General features: G+C 34.7%; 17 protein-coding genes. 12 read left to right on the top strand and 5 right to left on the bottom strand.

Annotated features, from left to right (window positions below; all coding sequences use genetic code 11):
• Positions 1 to 61: 61 nt before the first annotated feature.
• From D7004_RS18710 to D7004_RS18720, 3 genes are all read left to right on the top strand, one after another.
• Complete coding sequence (locus D7004_RS18710) at positions 62 to 838, top strand: DUF3050 domain-containing protein (protein WP_244214377.1); 777 nt, start codon at positions 62 to 64, stop codon at positions 836 to 838.
• Positions 839 to 1,015: 177 nt separating this feature from the next.
• Positions 1,016 to 1,894, top strand: a complete 879-nt coding sequence (locus D7004_RS18715; protein WP_123207350.1) for a cupin-like domain-containing protein — start codon at positions 1,016 to 1,018, stop codon at positions 1,892 to 1,894.
• A gap of 151 nt (positions 1,895 to 2,045) precedes the next feature.
• Entirely contained in the window at positions 2,046 to 2,660 is a 615-nt protein-coding gene (locus D7004_RS18720) for a sugar O-acetyltransferase (protein WP_244214378.1), read from the top strand.
• A gap of 62 nt (positions 2,661 to 2,722) precedes the next feature.
• Here D7004_RS18720 and D7004_RS18725 read toward each other — a convergent pair whose 3' ends face one another.
• Positions 2,723 to 3,148: a YybH family protein gene (locus D7004_RS18725; protein ID WP_123207351.1), complete on the bottom strand. Its 426-nt coding sequence runs from the start codon at positions 3,146 to 3,148 to the stop codon at positions 2,723 to 2,725.
• A gap of 86 nt (positions 3,149 to 3,234) precedes the next feature.
• On the opposite strand from D7004_RS18725, the gene D7004_RS18730 reads away from it, so the two are divergent.
• Complete coding sequence (locus tag D7004_RS18730; protein ID WP_123207352.1) at positions 3,235 to 4,116, top strand: carbohydrate kinase family protein; 882 nt, start codon at positions 3,235 to 3,237, stop codon at positions 4,114 to 4,116.
• A 115-nt stretch (positions 4,117 to 4,231) separates the two neighbouring features.
• Complete coding sequence (rsgA, locus tag D7004_RS18735; RefSeq protein ID WP_123207353.1) at positions 4,232 to 5,152, top strand: ribosome small subunit-dependent GTPase A; 921 nt, start codon at positions 4,232 to 4,234, stop codon at positions 5,150 to 5,152.
• A 94-nt stretch (positions 5,153 to 5,246) separates the two neighbouring features.
• Here rsgA and D7004_RS18740 read toward each other — a convergent pair whose 3' ends face one another.
• Both D7004_RS18740 and D7004_RS18745 read right to left on the bottom strand, forming a co-directional pair.
• Positions 5,247 to 7,706 (bottom strand): hypothetical protein, encoded by a 2,460-nt coding sequence (locus tag D7004_RS18740; RefSeq protein ID WP_123207354.1) that lies wholly within the window; start codon positions 7,704 to 7,706, stop codon positions 5,247 to 5,249.
• On the bottom strand, positions 7,672 to 8,697 hold the full coding sequence (locus D7004_RS18745) for a hypothetical protein (RefSeq protein WP_123207355.1): 1,026 nt from the start codon (positions 8,695 to 8,697) through the stop codon (positions 7,672 to 7,674). Before D7004_RS18745 ends, D7004_RS18740 begins: the two co-directional genes overlap by 35 nt.
• A 28-nt stretch (positions 8,698 to 8,725) precedes the next feature.
• On the opposite strand from D7004_RS18745, the gene dtd reads away from it, so the two are divergent.
• Genes dtd through D7004_RS18760 form a run of 3 tightly spaced genes read left to right on the top strand, consistent with a single transcriptional unit; the run spans position 8,726 to position 11,046 of the window.
• Positions 8,726 to 9,178, top strand: a complete 453-nt coding sequence (dtd, locus tag D7004_RS18750) for a D-aminoacyl-tRNA deacylase (RefSeq protein ID WP_123207356.1) — start codon at positions 8,726 to 8,728, stop codon at positions 9,176 to 9,178.
• 1 nt (position 9,179) lies between these two features.
• Entirely contained in the window at positions 9,180 to 10,718 is a 1,539-nt protein-coding gene (locus tag D7004_RS18755) for a glycosyltransferase family 39 protein (RefSeq protein WP_123207357.1), read from the top strand.
• Positions 10,708 to 11,046, top strand: coding sequence for a nucleotide pyrophosphohydrolase (locus tag D7004_RS18760; RefSeq protein ID WP_123207358.1), 339 nt, complete (start codon positions 10,708 to 10,710; stop codon positions 11,044 to 11,046). The genes D7004_RS18755 and D7004_RS18760 overlap by 11 nt, the downstream gene beginning before the upstream one ends.
• Before the next feature lie 38 nt (positions 11,047 to 11,084).
• Here D7004_RS18760 and D7004_RS18765 read toward each other — a convergent pair whose 3' ends face one another.
• A complete protein-coding gene (locus D7004_RS18765) occupies positions 11,085 to 11,384 on the bottom strand; it encodes a DUF4286 family protein (protein ID WP_123207359.1) in 300 nt (99 codons plus the stop codon).
• 147 nt (positions 11,385 to 11,531) lie between these two features.
• Here D7004_RS18765 and D7004_RS18770 point away from each other — a divergent pair, with 147 nt between their 5' ends.
• Positions 11,532 to 11,846: a hypothetical protein gene (locus D7004_RS18770; protein WP_123207360.1), complete on the top strand. Its 315-nt coding sequence runs from the start codon at positions 11,532 to 11,534 to the stop codon at positions 11,844 to 11,846.
• Here the strand turns inward: D7004_RS18770 and D7004_RS18775 are convergent.
• Positions 11,843 to 13,666 (bottom strand): tetratricopeptide repeat protein, encoded by a 1,824-nt coding sequence (locus D7004_RS18775; protein ID WP_123207361.1) that lies wholly within the window; start codon positions 13,664 to 13,666, stop codon positions 11,843 to 11,845. The two genes, D7004_RS18770 and D7004_RS18775, sit on opposite strands and share 4 nt — an antisense overlap.
• A gap of 231 nt (positions 13,667 to 13,897) precedes the next feature.
• On the opposite strand from D7004_RS18775, the gene D7004_RS18780 reads away from it, so the two are divergent.
• From D7004_RS18780 to D7004_RS18790, 3 genes are all read left to right on the top strand, one after another.
• Positions 13,898 to 15,784: a S9 family peptidase gene (locus D7004_RS18780; RefSeq protein ID WP_123207362.1), complete on the top strand. Its 1,887-nt coding sequence runs from the start codon at positions 13,898 to 13,900 to the stop codon at positions 15,782 to 15,784.
• 3 nt (positions 15,785 to 15,787) lie between these two features.
• The gene (locus D7004_RS18785; RefSeq protein ID WP_123207363.1) at positions 15,788 to 17,455 is read left to right on the top strand and encodes a sensor histidine kinase; all 1,668 of its coding nucleotides are present in this window, start codon (positions 15,788 to 15,790) and stop codon (positions 17,453 to 17,455) included.
• Positions 17,456 to 17,564: 109 nt separating this feature from the next.
• Entirely contained in the window at positions 17,565 to 18,254 is a 690-nt protein-coding gene (locus D7004_RS18790) for a response regulator transcription factor (protein ID WP_123207364.1), read from the top strand.
• The last annotated feature ends 46 nt before the right edge of the window (positions 18,255 to 18,300 follow it).

The following is an 18,300-nucleotide window of genomic DNA, read 5'->3' on the forward strand; positions in this document are numbered from 1 at the left end:
TTTACACCGAAAATAATAAGCGGTAATAAATTTTTATCAAATTGATATGCATCCCAACATTATGAAAATTCAACAAAATATAGAGCCATTAAGGCAACAAATTGTTAACCACAAGGTATATTCTGAAATTAGCGAATTAGAAGATTTGCAGATATTTATGGAGCATCATATTTATGCCGTTTGGGATTTTATGTCGTTACTTAAAGCTTTACAGATAAACTTAACCTGCACAACTTTGCCCTGGTTCCCGGTTGGCGATGCCGTAACCAGACAATTAATTAATGAGATTGTTGCGGGCGAGGAAAGTGATGTAGATGCCAATGGCGCTATAAAAAGCCATTTCGAATTGTATTTAGATGCGATGGAACAATGTGGGGCGAATACCGATGCGATTAACAATTTTTTAACCTCGGTAAAAAACGGAAGGGATTTTGATATGGCTTTTGAACTAGCCTCGGTACCAGAAGCGGCAAGAAGTTTTGTTCGCTCTACTTTCGAAACCATTAACAGTGGAAAAACCTACCTGCAGGCAGCGAGTTTTACCTTCGGCCGTGAGGATTTAATTCCAAACATGTTTTTTAGCATGGTTAACGATTTAAATAGTACACAACCAGATAAAGTTTCGATTTTTAAATATTATTTGGAAAGACACATCGAAGTTGATGGCGACCACCACAGTCATTTAGCTTTAGCAATGACAGAAAAACTTTGTGAAAAAGACGAAAATTTTTGGCTAGAAGCTGAGGAAACGACCAAGCAGGCATTGCAAAGACGTATCGATTTATGGGATGCTGCTTACACAGAAATTGTCGGTAGGAAAGTAAGTTCGGCGATATAATTTTTATTTGCCTTATTATTAAGTTACTTGATATTAATTGTTTATTCAGAAATGTTTGCTCAATCTGGATACTCTATAACAGTTTCTAATTTGCGTCACATTTCATTTAAGCTATATTATTTGTAAAATAAAATTTACACATTTGTTATTCGGCAATAAATAACCGATTTAAAACGCATGAGTTTCATATTAAAACCTGTAGATATCGTCGAGAATATTACTCCCGAAGATTTCAAAAAAAATTATTTGAAAACTAAAAAACCATTAGTAATCAGAGGCTTAACTAAAGATTGGCCGGCGAGAGAAAAATGGACTACCGAATATTTAAAAGAAATTGGCGGTAATTTAGAAGTGCCTTTATACGATAATTCTAAAGCCGACCCATCAAAGCCGATAAATGCTGCTACGGCACACATGAAGTTTGGTGATTACCTCGATTTAATTAAACGCGAACCTACTGAATTGAGGATTTTCTTCTTCAATTTATTTAAAAAAGTGCCAAGTTTAATTAATGATATTAAAATACCGAAAGATTTAATGGGCGGCTTTATAGAAAGCATGCCAGCAATGTTTTTTGGCGGCTCTAATTCGGTAACATTTTTACATTACGATATCGACTTACCACACATTTTCCATACTCATTTTGGCGGCAGGAAACACATTGTTCTGTTTGACAATAAATGGAAAGATAGGCTTTATTGCTTACCCAACGCAACTTATGCTTTAGAAGATTATGATGTTGCCAACCCTGATTTTAAGAAATTTCCGGCCTTAAATGGTGTTGAAGGTTACGAAGTCTTTTTAGAACATGGCGATACTTTATTTATGCCTACCGGCATGTGGCATTGGATGAAATACCTTGATGGCTCATTCTCATTAAGCTTACGGGCCTGGGATCAATCAATTTCTAGAAAAGTTGCTAGTGTATGGAGTTTATTTACCCACGGTGCTATCGACAGTTTAATTAAAATGACTTTCAAAGAAAAGTACGCAAACTGGAGAGAAAAAAAAGCAGTTAAAATTGCTGAAAACGCATTAGCAAAGGGAAGACCTTAATTTCTTTGAACGATATACGAACGGGGCATCTTTAATGGTAGCCCCGTTTTTGTTTTTAGCTGATGGTTGATTCGCCGTTATGAAATAACCTTTAAAATAATAGGTAGAGTTTCATAATGTTTTATAAATTCGGTAATTATTAAAGCATTATATGGAACCCATTATACTTACAGAAAAGCAAAAAATGCTTGCGGGAAAAGCTTACCAAGCCGGCGATGCAGAACTATCTAAAGAGCGATTAAAAGCCCGTGAAGTAATTTTTGAATTTAATAATCTGGCTCCAAAATTTATTAAACAGCGAAAAGAATTATTAAAAAGATTATTCGGTAAAACCGAAAAGATGTTTTATATAGAACCTCCATTTCGTTGCGATTACGGATATAACATTGAGATAGGAGATAATTTTTACGCCAACTTTAATCTGGTTATTTTAGATTGCGCTAAAGTAAGCATTGGCAATAGTGTGTTTATCGCACCTAATGTGGCAATTTATACCGCTGGTCACCCAATACACGCACACCTCCGCGACCAGGAACACGAATGGGCACAAGAAATTACTATCGGTAACAGCGTTTGGATTGGCGGAAACGTAGTGATAAATCCTGGGGTTAAAATCGGCTCGAATGTAGTAATCGGTTCAGGAAGCGTTGTTACAAGAGATGTTCCTGATAACGTTTTCGCTGCTGGAAACCCATGTAGGGTAATCCGCCCAATTACCGATGAGGATAAAGATTTTTACTATAAAGATTTTAAGTTGGGAAAATAGTAATTCCAGGATTAATTTGAGCTTCCATTTTACATTTCACCTTCTTACATTTTACATCTATCTTAGCTCGAATGATCTACAAAAATCTTCCATTCGCCCTTAAGTTTTTTAAATAGCAAAGTGAAATATCCTTGAGGCTCATCTTTTTCCCGCTTTAAATGCCAGCTGCCCAATACAAAAGCAACATCTTTATTCAAAAAATCTATTTTCTTTATTCCAAAAGTTAAAAATCCCATTCCTGCTTTACCTGGATAACTCTTTTGATAGTTTTCAAAGGTTTTTTGCCAGCCGTATGTTGGTCCGCTTTTGCCAACGAAAAGCAAGCTATCACTTTTTACATAAGCATCCATAAAGGCTTGCAAGTTTCCCTTATTCCACTCTCCTCTTTGCCTTTCCAGCACATTTAGTATGGTCTGCTTATCCGTTGAAGTTTGCGCAATCGCTGAGTATGAAATCAGGAAAAAAGCAATGATTAAAAATTTTTTCATTTTTTATGGTCTTTGGGTAAAGATATAAAACAAATTATTTCGTTCCATGCATAAAAATTGTTTCTTTACATTTTCAATTTTTATACATGCAAAATAAAGTTATCACAATAGGAGAAATACTTTGGGATGTTTTCCCAGATAGCAAAAAAGCTGGCGGTTCAAGTATGAATGTTGCCCTAAATCTTCATAAACAAAGCATTGAAAGCAGTTTTATAAGTGCGGTAGGTGATGATGACAATGGAAAAGCGCTATTAGATTTCTTAAGCGATAACCATTTTTCAACCGAATTAATACAGGTAAATGAAAAGCTGCCCACCAGCACAGTCGTTGTTCAATTAGATGAAAAGTATCAAGCCACTTACACCATAAAACAACCAGTTGCCTGGGATGATATAAAAATTACTGACGAAAATATAGCGGCAGTAAAGCAAGCTGATGCTTTTGTGTATTGCAGTTTAACCTGTCGTGAAGATCAATCCAAGCAAACCATTTTAGCGCTGTTAGAAAGTGCAAAAATTAAAATCTTCGATATTAATCTTCGTGCTCCATTTTATGAGGAAGAATTAATTAAGCAACTTTTAACCAAAGCAGATATTTTAAAAATTAATGAAGATGAAATTATTTGGGTTCGTGATGCTTTTGGGTTAACAGGCAATAACGATGAGCAAATTTTGAAGCAATTATCAGCAAAATTTAACATTGAAATAATTTGCTTAACGCTGGGCGATAAAGGTGCCTGTGTTTTAAAAGATGGCAAATTATTTAAACATAGTGGATATAAAGTTCAGGTTGTAGATACGGTTGGTGCGGGTGATGCTTTCCTGGCGACTTTTATAGCTTGCCATTTACAAGGTTACCCGATGGAAACCATTTTAGATAATGCTTGTAAAGTTGGTGCATTTGTGGCTTCGCAAGCTGGAGCAAATCCTGAGTATAATAAGAAGATTTATAGCATGGCTTTAGGCTAGAGATGAAATAATCATAAATCTATTAAAACCTTTATTTTCAAATTCATTTTTCAAAGCCTATTATCAAAACAATAAGCCTAATCAATAAAATCATATTATTACCTTTACACCAAATATGCAGGGCTTAGTTATTAAATCTACTGGTAGTTGGTACAGCGTTTTGGCCGATAGTGGCGAGCGTTACAATTGCCGTATTGTTGGGAAATTCAGAATCAAAGGAATTAAAACAACCAACCCGATTGCGGTTGGCGATCGCGTGAAATTTGATTTGGAAAAAGACAGCAATCAAGGTTTGATACATGAAATGCTGCCCCGCAAAAACTACATCATCCGCAAATCAATTAATCTAAGTAAGCAAGCTCAAATTCTAGCCGCAAACTTAGATATGGCAATTCTACTGGTTACACTGGCATCGCCAAGAACATCATTAGGTTTTATCGATAGGTTTTTAGTTACCGCCGAAGCCTATGATGTGCCTGCTGTTTTGGTTTTTAACAAATTGGATTTGTTTAGCAAAGAAGGTTTAGAAATTCTACAAGATTTTAAAGAAATCTATCAAACTATCGGTTATCCCTGCTACGAAGTTTCAGCACTTAAAGGCATCAACATAGAACTTATACAAGAATTAATCACAGATAAAATAACGCTAATTTCCGGTCATTCGGGTGTTGGGAAATCTAGTTTAATTAACGCTTTGCTGCCCGATAGAGATTTAAGAACTGGCGAAGTTTCTGATTGGAGTGATAAAGGGCAACACACAACAACCTTCGCAGAAATGTTCGAACTGCCGCAAGGTGGTTTTATAGTTGATACGCCAGGCATAAGAGAACTGGGTGTTATTGACATTGAAAAAGAAGAACTTGGACATTTCTTTAGAGAGATTTTCAAAACTTCACACGATTGCCGCTTTAACAATTGCAGGCACATTAACGAACCAGGTTGTGCGGTTTTGGAAGCAGTAAACGAAGGAAATATTGCTGTTTCGAGATATGAAAGTTATCTAAGTATTTATCATGGTAATGATACGAGGCATTAGGTTTAAAAACGAAGACTAAAGCGAAAATGCCTATGTTTATGACAGTACAGTCGACCTGGCTTTAGGGGTCTTTTGTCTTTAAGCTTTAGTCTTTTTACTTTCTTGTAATAAAATCCTTCATATAACTACATTCGCCCGCAGCGGCAGCAAAAAACGGGGTTTTAGCATACTTCAGTTTTAATTCTTTAAAATACGGATTTTGATAGTTTGCGGTTAAAAAGTTTTGATATTTCACATCCTTTGCATCATAGTAACTAAAAGAAAGCGTGTTGTAATTCATAATGATTTGTTTCTGCGCACATTTAGCCAACATAAAAGTACATTTTGCTTTAAAATCAGCATTGGTACTCAAAGCCCTAGCCTTTAAATACCATACCTTTGCCGTTTGTGCTTTTTTATAATCCACATCGTAACCAAATTTTGGGGTACTATTGTTATCGTATGATGACCAATCGTAGCTTATTAAAAACCAACTGTTACCGTAGTAGCCTGTTTGGTAAACAGCGTTGGCCATCTTGTAATAATAGAGCGAAGCATTTTTTTTATCAGTTAAAGTCAGTTTTTGCAAGCGCAACATTTCTGCAGCAAAAACTTTTTTATTAATTGATTTTTTACTTGAAACATACTTTTTCGGGAAATCGTTAATGGTTTCTATAAAAGGATTGGCATAAAGCTTAGCTTCCTCTTCACTTGCATACCAATTCTCGGGACCAAAATATTTGTAATTCGCCGAGACTTTATTAAACATTGTAACAGCCTTATCGTATTGGTGTGTACGCAAATAAGTAGTTCCATAAAGCTCATAAAAATCATCATCTTTTAATATATTTAAAGCTTTAGTCAGTAATCCGCTAATATCATTTGCGGGTTTTGAATTCTTAAAAGAAGCCAACCTCTGCATACTTTTCGGGCTTAAATATTTTTGCCAAAAAGTTGTGGTTTGGTAGCTCATATTTTTAAAAAGTGAGTTTTCATTTAATGTTTGATATTTTAGATCTCCCTTAACCATAGCCAAAGCAGCTTTAGCGGTATCACCCATTTTCATATAAGCTGGAGCCAAAATTTGCTGATAAAAATTCCTTGCAGTTAGGGTGAAACGACTATTAGCACTTCCTGCCCAATTGTAATAATAGTTTTGATTTTTAAGTTGCTCTTTATTCTCCGCAAAGCGTTTCTCATCAAGCCATTTAAGTGTTGGCAATAAATCATTCTCATTAAATTGATTGCCTTTCTTAATATTTTTCGATTTAATCAATAAATCAACAATTCGATATTGATTAAGAAGTTTTTCTGGAAGCCTATCTGGATTTAATGTTTTAAGATAATTTGAAGCAAGCACATCCTTATTTTCCATCCACGATAAATAAGAAGCAGTTAATGTACCCAATTCTGGTTGGGGATATTTCTTTTCAGCGGCAAGCTTAATAGCAAAGTCCCGGATTTGATTCAAATGTTTCAAATTCAAATTTTGCATACTGTCTTCATACTTTTTACTGTTTCCACTATCGGAGAAATAATAATTGTAGCCTATTTTTGCTATATCATTATCTTTAATTAAATCTTGCTCAAGCTTATTAATTTCACGAACCAAAAGAGCACCATTTAATAAACTTTTAGGATTATATTGATATACCTTTTGTAAACTTTCTAGGTCTGTGTCTGAATTACCAAAGCCATTTATCGCCCAGATATTTGCTTTCTCATCGTTATTTTTTGCATACTTCAGCGCTCCATTTACAGGTGAACTTGTATAGTAGTAATTTTTATAAGCTTGTGTTCTTCGCTCAGGATTACTTGCAAAAACCTTAGAGAAAATATAAGCGGCCTCCTCAGGATTACCTAATTTCCGTACCGAACCAGCATACAAAGCTTCGGCCCAGCCTTTAACAGCACTAGTGCTTTTTGATGGCTTTACATACTTTTCGTAAACCATTTTGCAATCTTTAAAGTTTCCAGAATAATGAAACATCCGTGCTGATTGATAAGCGTAACGCAATTTTAGAAAATCGTTTTCTTCTGCCATTGCTAACTTTAATGCCTCTTTTGCTTTGGTTTCCATAGCCGTAGAATCTCTAGGTTCAGGATTCCATTCATTCCAGGTTGCATTTGCCAGAGGCTCGCAGCTTTTAGCAAAAGTATAATAGTTTAGTGCGTTTTTCTTTTTGGTTAGCGCCAATAGATAAGTGTTTTTATGCAAACTATCTGGTAATTCATTTATTGATTTTCCATTGTAGCCAGCAAGTTTAACACTTGTTGCGCTATCTACATTATACATTACTTTATGTACATCCTTTTCATTAACATCGAGGTATTTTGCCCATTCACTGCTATTTATTTCTGCTTCGTTTGCTACATTATCTTCGCTGTATAAATAAGCCATTTCTGTAAATGCAAACGAAGTATATTCATCACCTTGTGTGTTGTTATGAAAATAGGAAACATAATAATCATAAGGGTCAACTTCGCCACCACAAGCTAAATTAACTGCGATTTCGGCAAAATATGCAAAAACAAAAGCACTAAAAGTTATTGATAACTTTTTGAAGGTCTTCATATTTAAATGTTTTTAAAAGGTCATTATCAAGATGATAGAAAACGAGATTTCGTTCTTCCGGCTTTAAATATCGGGATAAAAATTTAGAAGTCGCAAGCAGATTATCCACCGAGATTTCTTCCCACCTAATAACATCCCCATTTTTTAATCCAGCCTGAGGATAATCCATTTGCAAATCATATAGAATGGAATTTCCTCTCCTTTTAAAAAGCCTTTTATTGTTTAATTGTTCTCTATTTATTTGCCTCGAAATACCAGCATATTTTTCTTTTCTAAAAACAACTGCCCAACTAAAAAGCGGCAATGCAACATCCATTTTAAGCGGATATTTATCTAACTCATTTTTAAGATAAGCTTGCATTTCTTGCATATCTAAAATAGAATTCTGCTCTCCGTATTTCCGTAGATTTCCCATGTTATAACACATAAGCATAACCTTTTTTACTGGCGGAATGCCACTTGAAACCAAATTTTTTACCTGATGTAACCGCAGCGTAACCGAAATTTCTTTACCTTTTAGCGAAGGATTGGATTGGAGCTGTTTTAGAAAACTAAAGTATTTATCTCTTGTGTTCTTCGTCCAATCGCAATCTATTTGAAGTTCTTTATAGGTAACTTTACCGGCTTGAATAACCTTTGCATTAACAAATTTTGCAATTCGGCTAACCAATAAATTACTTTGTGCAACGGTTAAATTGTTAAAAATATTATTAACCAGATAAACTACCGGAATAATATCAGTTTGCTTTGGCAAAGCATCATCAAAAGTTATCGGCGAAACCGGAGCAGGCTCTTGTGTTATGGCATTTAAATCTACATCCATTATGCGCACATAAATTGATTTCGATTTTAAATCCTTTATTACTTTGGTTTCTGCCGCCTGATTTTTATAAACTGTTCGCCAAAAATAGAAAGTAGCATTTAAACCAACCTTAGGTTTACAGGTGGTAAATAAAAGTGTAATAAATAGTAAAATACTTATCTTGCGCATATCAATCTAATTCCCAAAAGTAGTTAAAATGCGTGCAGTTTTACAAAGAGTTACACAAGCAAGGTGCGTTGTTAACGGCAAAATCACAGGACAAATAGATACTGGCTTTTTGGTTTTGTTGGGTATCGAAGATGCTGATACAAATGAAGATTTAGATTGGCTTGCGCAAAAAATAATTGGCATGCGGGTTTTTTCTGATGAAAACGATTTAATGAATAAGGCACTTGCAGATGTTGGTGGCAGTATTTTGTTAATCAGTCAGTTTACGTTATTTGCTGCCACCAAAAAAGGCAACCGACCAGGCTTTACCAGAGCAGCAAAGCCAGCTGTTGCTATTCCGCTGTACGAAGAAATGATTAACAAACTTTCTGTTTTATTAGGCAAAAAAGTAGAGACAGGAATTTTTGGCGCCGACATGAAAATTAGTTTATTAAATGATGGGCCGGTAACGATTCTAATCGACACCAAAAACAAAGAATAAAATGAAGAACAGCAATTCTCTTTTGATTGAGCGGGCTTCACTCATCGGATTTGTTCTCCTGAAATTTATTTTAAGCTACGCATTAGTCAACTCAGTTTACGAACTTCACCGAGATGAATTTCTACACCTCGACCAAGCCAATCACCTTGCCGCTGGTTTTACTTCTGTTCCTCCGCTAACTTCATTATTTTCATTACTCATAAAATTTTTAGGGAATGGTGTTTTTTGGGTAAGGTTTATTCCAACTCTTTTTGGCGCATTAACTATGGTTTTTGGATGGCTTATCGTTGGTAAATTAAAAGGAAATCTTTTTGCAAAATGTCTTTTGGCCGTTTCTTTCATTTTTTCAGCGTATCTAAGAACCAATATTTTATACCAGCCAAACTCTTTTGATGTATTAGCCTGGACAGCAATATTTTACTACCTCATCAGTTACTTTGAAAATAATAAACCTAAATATCTCTATGCTTTTGCTATTTGGATTGCACTGGGTTTTTTAAACAAATACAACGTAATGTTCTTGGTATTTGGTTTGTTGCCGGCAATAATAGCTACACCAAATCGAACCATTTTTACAAATAGGCTTCTATATTTTGCCATTCTATTGGCGCTAATAATTATTTCACCGAATGTTATCTGGCAAATAAACCACAACTTCCCGGTTATCAGTCATATGCAAGAGCTTGCCGAAACGCAATTGGTGCATGTTAAGCGATTTGATTTTTTTAAAGAACAGGTTTTATTTTTTATAACTGATATTTTCGTGCTTATTGCTGCGTTTGTTGGCTTTACCATTTACAAACCATTTCGCAAACACATTTGGGTAATTCTGACTTACATTTTTACATTAACTATTTTTAGTTATTTCAATGCAAAAGCTTATTATGCGCTAGGCTTATATCCTGTTTTACTGGCTTTTGGTAGTGTATTTATCAGCCTCATTTCTACCAAAAAATATGCATTGCGAACACTTATATTTGTGTTCACCATTGGAATGCTTATTTACATCACACCTATAATGATGCCTGTGTACTCGCCTGCGAAAATAATCGAAAATCACAATCGATTTGAACGAGTTGGGGCTTTGCGATGGGAAGATGGAGAGAACCACAACCTACCTCAAGATTTTGCTGATATGCAGGGTTGGAAAGAACTCGCCCATTTAACCGACATCGCTTATGCAAAAGTTAAAGACAAATCGGCGGTGGTTGTGCGTACAGATAATTACGGGCAAGCGGGTGCCATTAATTATTACTCGAAATTTAAAAATATTAATGCGGTATCGTACAATGCCGATTACCTGTACTGGTTTAAAATGGATAAGCCAATTAAAGATTTAATTTTAGTAAGAGAAATTAACGAAGAAGACCCACAAAGGAAGAAAGAGCAACCTTTTTTTGAAAAAATCATTAAAATTGGCGAGATAAAAAATCCATATGCCAGAGAAAAAGGCACTGCTGTATTTCTTCTACAAGGTGCTAACATAGATATTAATAGCAGATTACAGGCAGAAATTAAAGAAAGAAAACATGACCATTAGCGAAGCACAGCAAACTGTAGATAACTGGATTAAAACCACCGGAATTAGATACTTCAACGAACTTACCAATACCGCAATCTTGATGGAGGAAGTTGGCGAAGTCGCCAGAATTATGGCTAGAAAGTATGGAGAACAATCATTTAAAAAAAGTGATGAGGAGGTGAATTTGGCGGATGAAATGGCAGACGTACTATTTGTATTAATTTGCCTTGCTAACCAAACCGGAATTGATTTGACAGATGCCTTAAAGAAAAACCTGCAAAAGAAAAACATCCGTGATGCTGACAGACACAAAAACAATGAAAAAATAAATCCTTCTAAACCGTAACAATTGAAGTAGAAGGTAACCTTCTATAATTTTAGAGGTTATACAAATTCCATTAATGTTCTGTAGGCAACAAATCGATTTTTAAACTTTTCGTTTAAATCGGCTTGTAAAGTAGGCGCAAAATTATCTACATAATTATTGTAGTTTTCTAAGCTCTCTGCAACATATTGTGCGCAATAAGTTACGCCTTCGTTGGGCGAATCTAAAACCTTTAACAATCGATTAGAAACAAACATACCTGTTGCCATTACTTCGGGTATATGAATATCTTGCATCCATTGTAACCACTCGTTTGCGGCAGCATCATCTAAAATTAAAGTAACATTGTATAATAACATGGTGTAAAGATAAAAAATAAGCTATCCGAAATTATAATTACAAGTCATTTTGTTGTAGATGTTCATTTAAAATATCTTTTATTGTTTAGATAATCATAAATTTTTCGAACTTAGAGGACTAAGTAAAAAATATCTTTTCATCCCTCAATGGAAAACTTTCGTCTCTACAGATTTTTTAAAGCTTTTGTTATAATTGGCTTTTTAACAATGGTTTGTTTTTTTGCTTTTGCATCAGAAGACAGGCATGTTTTTGCTAGTAATTTATTTTTACGTACGCTAGCCGATTTATACTCATTTTTCCAGTTCCCAACCCATACTTTCTTATTTAATTTTTTGGGTTCACACCTAGGATTGTACTTCTTCGGTTTGGTAATAAATTCGGCTTTTTATGCCTTTATCATAGAAAGTGGAATTGCAATTGAGACCTCTTATCGAGATAAAAAGAAAAAACAACAAGTTTAAACACCATCGCCTCGTAAATTTCTAAACCTTTTTCGTGCTTCGGCACTAAACATACTGCCTGGATAATCGGTTATCAATTTTTGGAAATAGATTTTCGCCTCGGCAATATTATTTAATTTCTTTTCATACAAATCGGCAAGTGTAAATAAAGCATCATCTGTCCAAATGCCATCTTTAAAATCATCCGTTACCTTTTTTAATATTACTGCTGCTTCTGCATAATCATCGGCTTTAATTAAAATTTTAGCTTTGCTCATTAAAATTGCATCGCCTAAACCATTTTGAGGATATTTTACTGAAATACTATCCAGCTTTTTTATTGCCTGCAGAGGTAAATTTCTAAAAATGAGCATCTCTGCATCGGCGTACATTTTAAGTGCATTGCTATCGGTAGGTGTTTGAATATTATCCGAAATCAGCAAGCTTAAGTTTAATGCATCATTAGCAATGAGTTGTGAGGTGGCTGCCTTTAAAACCAAACATTGGCCGTTGCTATATTCAAAATTACCTTGATAAAAAGATAGCTTAGCACTTCTATATCTAGCCTCATTGCCTATCGCCTGCCCTTCAAATTGTTTGCTTACTTGTTCATAAACTAAAAAGGCTTCCCAAGGTTGGTTTGTTAAAATGTAAATATCGCCTAAATCTAATTTTAGCTGCCCAATATCAACAGCACTTATGCCGGGAAGTTTAATGGCATCTTCAAGGGCTAATTCGGCTTTTTCGGGTTGTTTTAAATAATATGCCTGTAATGTTGCCAGCTTTTTTATTGCAAACAATGTGTTTTTATTTTTGCCACTTTCATCTAACAAAATTTGATAATCTTTAGCCAGCAAATCTAAATTAGCTATGTCGTACTTCCCTTTAGTTTGAATGCTGTATTTTGTATTAAGCATTTCAATTTTGGCGGGCAAATAATATTGATTTTCCTTCCCCTTGGTTAGTAAATATTCGTACGCCTTTATTGCAGTTTCGTATGCACCATTATCTACAAAAGTGTAAATCGCATTAAACAGTGTCCCTCCATCTGCTTTAGTTCTCTTATCAAAAGCAATTAATTGGCGTAGCGCCATGTCGTATTCCTGCTGTTGAATGTAATTCCATGTTAATAGCTGGATATAAATTTCGGCATCAGGTTCTTTCTGGACTTTCTTTAAAATACCAGCCTGAAAGGCTTGATAATCAGATTTATCCTCAAAAAGCATAGCCAATACTGCTTCTGCTTGTGGCAAAAGTTGCGGATTTGTAGGCAGAATATCCAGATATTCTTGCATCAACATTGGTTTATCTTTTTTAAACCTGTAAATATTTAACAGCTCATAGGCAAAAGCTTTTTCATCGTTTATTAATTTTCTACCTTGTTTAAAGGTTTGAATCGCGTAATCATAATTTTCAAAACGATAAAAACTATTGGCCAGCATCCTAATCTTAAATTCATCTTTAGGCATTTTGGTAATTACATCGGTAAAAATTTTATTTGCAGCAGAAGCATCGCCTTTTTCTTGATATAACTTGCCCAAAGCGATAGAATACATTTCTGATTGAGGCGATTGTTTAATTTGCCTTTTTACAATTTTTTCGGCAACATCATACTTCTTGAGCTTTAGCAAAGTGTTAAAATAAATATCGAAGTAACCCTCATTGTTAGGGTTTTGAAAAAGTTTTTCAAAAATTACAGCAGCCTTTTCGTAATCGCCTTCCTGGTAATATTGTATGGCTAAAGAACTTTCATCAGGAATTATTTGCCTGTTCTGACGAAGATTTTGTGCATTCGCCGAGATACAGAAAAATAGAATAATGATGAAGATGTTGCGTTTCATATCCACAAGTTAAAAGATTAAATGTAACATTTTAATACCTATTTACTTAAAGCATTGGCAGGTATAAAACGTATTTTAAATGTTACCTGTATTTTATTTTGTGTGTTTATTTTAAATACTAAATTGTAACCAATCGTTGTTTAAGGCAATGAACAATAAGTAACATTGTTACTGTATTTTATGGTTAAGCTGTAAGGTTGTTATATTTTTGGTATCCCGAAGGAATTGTTTATGTGGAATAGAATTTTATTATTGGTATTAATTGCTTTTAGTTGGGCTTGTAAAGGCACCAATGAGGAGAATACTATACCTGTAGATAATTTTTTTAGAACACAAGATAAAGCTTACTACCACGTTTCGCCTGACGGTAAAAGCTTATCATACCTAAAGTTACAAGACAAAAAACTCGATTTATTTGTCGAAAATATTGAAACCGGAGCGATAAATCAGCTTACACATTTAAATGAAAAAAGCATAAGCTTTTACTTTTGGACCAGCAACGACGAACTAATTTATTATACAGAAGACGAATCTAAAGAGCGCAAATCAGATTTATTTGTGGTAAGCAGAGATGGAAAAACGCAAAAGCAACTAAGCGCTAACGAAAAAACACGGGTAAGAGTTATTGAAGATCAGCTTATTGATGACAAATACATAATCGTAGCCTCAAACAAACGAGATTCTACTGTTTTTGATGTTTACCGTTTAAATGTCCGCACTGGCAAAATGGATATTGCTGCAAAAAACCCTGGCAATGTTACCGAATGGGTTACCGACAATAAAGGCATTTTGAAAATTGCCGTGGCCAGCGATGGTGTTAATGAAACTTTGTTATATCGCGAAAATGAAAGTTTGCCATTTAAGCCAGTTATAAGCAATAATTTTGAAACTACATTACAACCTGTTGCGTTTTCGGAAAACGAAAAGGATGTGCTTTTTGCCATTTCGAACGTTAATCGAGATAAAAATGCTTTGGTTGCTTTAGATTTAAAATCTGGCAAGGAGAAAAAAGTGCTTTTTGCGAATGATTCTTTGAACGTTGTTGACGCAAAATACTCCAAAGCAAAAAAGAAAATGATTTTTGTGACTTGCGAAAGCTGGAAGAAGGAAAAATATTATCTTGACGATAGTACACAGGTAAAATATGCTGCGATAGATAAACTTTTGCCAGGCACTGAATGGCGGATAATGGATAAGGATAAAAACGATAATGTTTTTGTGATAAGAACTTATACCGATAAAAATCCTGGGTCGTATTATCTTTACGCTGCTACACAAAATAAATTAAAAAAACTTGCCGATATTAATCCCTCTATCAACGAAAAAGATATGAGTGCAATGAAACCCATTAGCTACAAAAGTAGTGATGGGTTAACAATTAACGGATATTTAACTTTGCCTAATGGCAAAAAACCCACCAATTTGCCTGTAGTGGTACTGCCACACAGTGGGCCGGGCGGAAGAAATACCTGGGGCTATAATGCCGATGTTCAGTTTTTAGCCAACAGAGGTTATGCCGTTTTGCAGGTAAACTATCGGGGTTCAACTGGTTATGGCAAATCTTTTTATGCTGCTGGTTTTAAACAATGGAGCGATAAAATACAAGAAGATGTTAATGATGGCGTTAAATGGTTAATTCAGCAGAAAATTGCTAACCCTAAAAAAGTTGCCATTTATGGTAATGGTTTAGGAGGGTTTATAGCATTAAATTGTTTGTATAAAAATCCGGATATTTACAGCTGTGGCGGCTCAAACTCAGGCGTTATCAGTTTATTTAGTTATTTAACTACGATACCTCCATTTTTAAAATCGAACCTGCAAATGTACTATGAGATTTTTGGTAACCCAGAAACCGATACCGATTACACCCGTTTTGCATCGCCGGTTTTTCATGCTGATAGATTTAAAGCGCCAGTTTTTATTGCCCAAAACCCGAAAGACCCGCGTGTAAATGTTGCGCAAGGTGTGCAATTTGTTAAGGAGCTTAAAAAACGAAATGTACCGGTAACCTACATCGAAAAAGAAGAAGGTCCAAACCCTGTACTTCGGCAACAAGGTAGAACTGCATTATACAAAGCCCTTGAAGGTTTTTTACAGGAAAACCTGAATAAGAAGTAAGTTATGTCTTTGGAAAAAAAGAATGGGTATCGTAAAAATTTTTCGCTGAGTGTAACCTTTATTGTACTCATCTCCATCCTGTTTATATTATCATTATTCCTAGCTTTTAATTACAGTAAAAAATCTATAGAGAATGAATTTGTATCAGAAAAAGTTAATGTTTTAGAAGAAAGCATAAAATCGTATAGTGAGTTTTTTCAAAATAAAATGCCTGAGGTTTCTTATTACAATGGTTTTTTAGATTCTGCTACGGCATCGAAATTTGTAGATACCGTAATGGTAAAATTTCCCTTTGTAGATAAAGTGATGTTTTACGATTCGGAGGTTAAAAATGTGCCCGTAAGAGATGGTGTAAATGTTGGTCAGCTTTCTATTGGTCCGAAATCTATATTTCAATTTGGCAAAAACGTAAATCCCGATTCCGTAAAATTATTCTCTGAGCAAGAGCGGCGTTCTTTTAGGGTTGATGACGATTTTAACAGCATGGCTCTGAAGTTGGTCCGGTTTATCGACCAATTGGATACCGCTTCGGTGCCCACTCAAGAAGAATTATTCACCAACTTCTCCGTAGTTCTATCCAACAAAATTACATACCTGAATATCCCCAGACGAGAAGATCTAAAAGTGTATAAGCAGATGTTGCAAAGCAAATTGAACCCTGCTCCTGTATATCAGCAGGATATGCTTGTTTTTCATCTCAATCCAAAAAAAATCAAAATCATAAATACGCGTCCGTTGCTTTATCAAATTATTAGAGTAGAGCCTTTAACCTATGATCCTATTGATACCTCTGATGAAAATATAAATACCGAAATTGCTTTACCTGGTGCGTTTTCTGATTTCAAACTATATTTCACTTCATCAAAATCATACATTAAAAAGGAGATTTTTATCTATTTTATGCCTATCGCTTTAGTTTTATTGCTGGTTTACGGTGTGCTGTTGCTGGTGGCATTTTTAATCTACAGAAATTTAAATGTGAATAGTAAAATGTTTAAACTTCAATACGATTTCGTTAATAATCTTACCCACGAATTTAAAACGCCTGTTAGCGTTATAAAAATTGCAGGAAACAATATTAAAAGTGCTGCTGTTTTAAGTTTAAAAGAGCAGCAGTTGTATAGTAAAATACTAGATGAAGAAGCCGATAAACTAAACGGCTTGATGAATAAATTGCTAGCCTTTACACAAATAGAAAATAAGGCAATTATTTTAAATCAAGAGGAAGTTAATATCGAAGATTTTATTGAAAGCACAATTGAGTCGCACACGTTAAAACATCCTGATTTTGTTATGACTTATGAGGTGGTGGGCTTTAAAACATTTATTACAGACCCAGTTTTATTAGGCAGTTTGTTTGATAACCTTGCAGAAAATGCATACAAATACTCAAACCCGGGCAATAAGCGACTTAATATTAGCGCAAAGCTGATTAAAGGGGTTTTGGTGTTTCGTTTTGCTGATAAAGGAATCGGTATTCCTTCTTCAGAATTAAATAATATCTTTAAGAAGTTTTTCAGAATACAAAACGAATATAACCAAATGGGCAGCGTTGGATTAGGTTTGGCATTCTGCAAAGAACTGGTTAATTTTATGCAAGGCGAAATTACGGTTAAAAGTAAAGTTGGCCTTGGCACCGAATTTAAAATAGTACTGCCATTTAATAATTAAAAAATAAAAATATTGAAATGTTGTAACGTTAAATGTTAAACGATGAATTTTGTAATTAACATTAAAACCTTTTAGCTTTCCAACTTTCTAACCCTATAATAAAACACAAATGTCTAAAGAAGTAAAAATATTAATCGTAGAGGATGATGAGAATCTTCGTTTTTTGGTAGCACACCGTTTAAAAACTGAAGGCTATAATGTGCTGGAAGCGAATGATGGCGAAGCAGGCGAAAGAATGATTATGGCAGATCAGCCCGATATTGTTTTATTGGATTGGATGATGCCCGAAAAACAAGGCGCTGAAGTTTGCGAAAGCGTTCGTAAACAGGGTTTTGAGAATTTAATTATCATGATGACAGCCAAAGCTCAGGATGTAGATAAAATCGATGCCTACAATTTCGGTGCATCTGATTATATCACTAAACCATTTAACATGGATGTTTTAGTTGCGATGCTAGAAAGCAAAGTAAAATTCATTGTAAATAAAGATATGGCCGAAATTCATCGTTTTGGCAATATGGAACACCATCCTAATATTCATACTTTATTTAGAGAAGGCAAAAAAATAGAACTTACAATTTTAGAAAACCGTATTCTGCTTTATTTCTTACGTAACCCAGGCAAAGTAATTAATCGCGATGAATTAATGTTGGTGGTTTGGGGTTATAACTCTGATGTAAACACACGTACATTGGATATGCACATTGTACGTTTGCGTAAAAAAATAGAAATGAACCCTGATAATCCACAATTGTTGCAAACAGTAAGAGGTGTTGGCTATCGCTTTAATGCGGGGTAGAAATTGATTGAATGAGAGAATTATTGGATGAGTGAATTTTGACTGA

Source organism: Pedobacter jejuensis (assembly GCF_003725795.1).
GTDB lineage: Bacteria > Bacteroidota > Bacteroidia > Sphingobacteriales > Sphingobacteriaceae > Pedobacter > Pedobacter jejuensis.

Coding starts and splice junctions, on each gene's coding strand:
- D7004_RS18710 (WP_244214377.1), top strand. CDS start 62: ATGAAAATTCAACAAAATATAGAGCCATTAAGGCAACAAATTGTTAAC.
- D7004_RS18715 (WP_123207350.1), top strand. CDS start 1,016: ATGAGTTTCATATTAAAACCTGTAGATATCGTCGAGAATATTACTCCC.
- D7004_RS18720 (WP_244214378.1), top strand. CDS start 2,046: ATGGAACCCATTATACTTACAGAAAAGCAAAAAATGCTTGCGGGAAAA.
- D7004_RS18725 (WP_123207351.1), bottom strand. CDS start 3,148: ATGAAAAAATTTTTAATCATTGCTTTTTTCCTGATTTCATACTCAGCG.
- D7004_RS18730 (WP_123207352.1), top strand. CDS start 3,235: ATGCAAAATAAAGTTATCACAATAGGAGAAATACTTTGGGATGTTTTC.
- rsgA (WP_123207353.1), top strand. CDS start 4,232: ATGCAGGGCTTAGTTATTAAATCTACTGGTAGTTGGTACAGCGTTTTG.
- D7004_RS18740 (WP_123207354.1), bottom strand. CDS start 7,706: ATGAAGACCTTCAAAAAGTTATCAATAACTTTTAGTGCTTTTGTTTTT.
- D7004_RS18745 (WP_123207355.1), bottom strand. CDS start 8,697: ATGCGCAAGATAAGTATTTTACTATTTATTACACTTTTATTTACCACC.
- dtd (WP_123207356.1), top strand. CDS start 8,726: ATGCGTGCAGTTTTACAAAGAGTTACACAAGCAAGGTGCGTTGTTAAC.
- D7004_RS18755 (WP_123207357.1), top strand. CDS start 9,180: ATGAAGAACAGCAATTCTCTTTTGATTGAGCGGGCTTCACTCATCGGA.
- D7004_RS18760 (WP_123207358.1), top strand. CDS start 10,708: ATGACCATTAGCGAAGCACAGCAAACTGTAGATAACTGGATTAAAACC.
- D7004_RS18765 (WP_123207359.1), bottom strand. CDS start 11,384: ATGTTATTATACAATGTTACTTTAATTTTAGATGATGCTGCCGCAAAC.
- D7004_RS18770 (WP_123207360.1), top strand. CDS start 11,532: ATGGAAAACTTTCGTCTCTACAGATTTTTTAAAGCTTTTGTTATAATT.
- D7004_RS18775 (WP_123207361.1), bottom strand. CDS start 13,666: ATGAAACGCAACATCTTCATCATTATTCTATTTTTCTGTATCTCGGCG.
- D7004_RS18780 (WP_123207362.1), top strand. CDS start 13,898: ATGTGGAATAGAATTTTATTATTGGTATTAATTGCTTTTAGTTGGGCT.
- D7004_RS18785 (WP_123207363.1), top strand. CDS start 15,788: ATGTCTTTGGAAAAAAAGAATGGGTATCGTAAAAATTTTTCGCTGAGT.
- D7004_RS18790 (WP_123207364.1), top strand. CDS start 17,565: ATGTCTAAAGAAGTAAAAATATTAATCGTAGAGGATGATGAGAATCTT.